Origin of the sequence: Roseomonas indoligenes (assembly GCF_017813365.1) — a bacterium.
GTDB lineage: Bacteria > Pseudomonadota > Alphaproteobacteria > Acetobacterales > Acetobacteraceae > Roseomonas > Roseomonas indoligenes.
The window spans coordinates 1-1,429 of sequence record NZ_JAGIZA010000059.1; the positions used below are offsets into that span (position 1 = coordinate 1).

The window sequence follows — 1,429 nt, forward strand, 5'->3', positions numbered from 1 at the left end:
TTTTTTGCACTTGCGAGATGGGGGCTATGGTCGGGGGCGTGGTGGTGGGATAGGGAGGTCTGGACAGGGCTTTGGCGGCCCTCATCCGCAGGGGAATTCAATGCGCGTCGCGATGATCGGTGCCGGTTATGTCGGCCTCGTTTCCGGTGCCTGCTTCGCCGAGTTTGGCGTGGATGTCTGCGTTGTGGACACCGAGGTCTCGAAGGTGGAGGCGCTGCGCGAGGGCCGGATCCCGATCTACGAGCCGGGCCTGGACAAGTTGGTGGAGGAGAACGCGCGGGACGGCCGCCTGACCTTCACCACGCGGCTCGAGGAGGCGATGGAGGGCGCGGACGCGGTCTTCCTTGCGGTCGGCACGCCGTCGCGCCGCGGCGACGGGCATGCGGACCTCACCTATGTCTTTGCCGCCGCCGAGCAGGTGGCCCGCGCGGCCAAGGGGCCGCTGGTGCTGGTGACGAAGTCCACCGTGCCCGTGGGCACGGGGCGCAAGATCATGGAGCTGCTGGACAAGGTGCGGCCGGGCCACGAGATCGCGGTGGCCTCCAACCCCGAGTTCCTGCGCGAGGGCAGCGCGATCGCCGACTTCATGCGCCCCGACCGCGTGGTGATCGGCGCCGAGGGCGACCGCGCCTTCCAGGTGCTGCGGCGCCTGTACCGCCCGCTCTACCTCATCGAGACGCCGATCGTGCAGACCGGACTGGAGACGGCGGAGCTGATCAAGTACGCCGCCAACGCCTTCCTGGCCGTGAAGATCACCTTCATCAACCAGATGGCCGACCTCTGCGAGCGGGCCGGCGCCAACGTGCACGACGTGGCGCGCGGCATGGGCCTCGATGGCCGGATCGGGCGCAAGTTCCTCCATGCCGGGCCGGGCTACGGCGGCTCGTGCTTTCCCAAGGACACCCTGGCGCTCGCCCGCACGGCCCAGGAGCTGGGCGCGCCGGTGACGATCGTGGAGCAGACCATCGCCGCCAACGACGCCCGCAAGGAGCAGATGGCGGACCGCGTGATCACGGCCCTCGGCGGCTCGGTCGCGGGCAAGACGGTCGCCGTCTTCGGCCTGACCTTCAAGCCCGAGACGGACGACATGCGCGACGCCCCCTCGCTCGTCGTCGTGCCCCGCCTCGCGGCAGCCGGCGCCACCATCCGCGCCTACGACCCCCAGCCCGCCCATGCCAAGCAGCTCCTGCCGGCCAGTACCGGCTTCGCCGAGAGCGCCCTGGACGCGGCCGAGGGCGCCGACGCGCTCGTCCTGCTGACGGAGTGGAACGAGTTCCGCGCCCTCTCGCCCAAGCGCCTCCGCACCGCCATGAAGGGCAACGTCGTCCTCGACCTCCGCAACGCATGGGACCCCGAGGCCTTCCGCGAGTGCGGCTTCCAGTACAGCTCCATCGGACGACAGTAAGAAAAGCACCAGCCAGGCCAGCGC

1 protein-coding gene is annotated in these 1,429 nt (G+C 70.0%); it reads left to right on the top strand.

The annotated features are described in order from the left end of the window. Window positions 1-100 precede the first annotated feature (100 nt). A complete protein-coding gene (locus J5Y10_RS27625; RefSeq protein ID WP_209377378.1) occupies window positions 101-1,405 on the top strand; it encodes a UDP-glucose dehydrogenase family protein in 1,305 nt (434 codons plus the stop codon). Window positions 1,406-1,429: the final 24 nt, after the last annotated feature.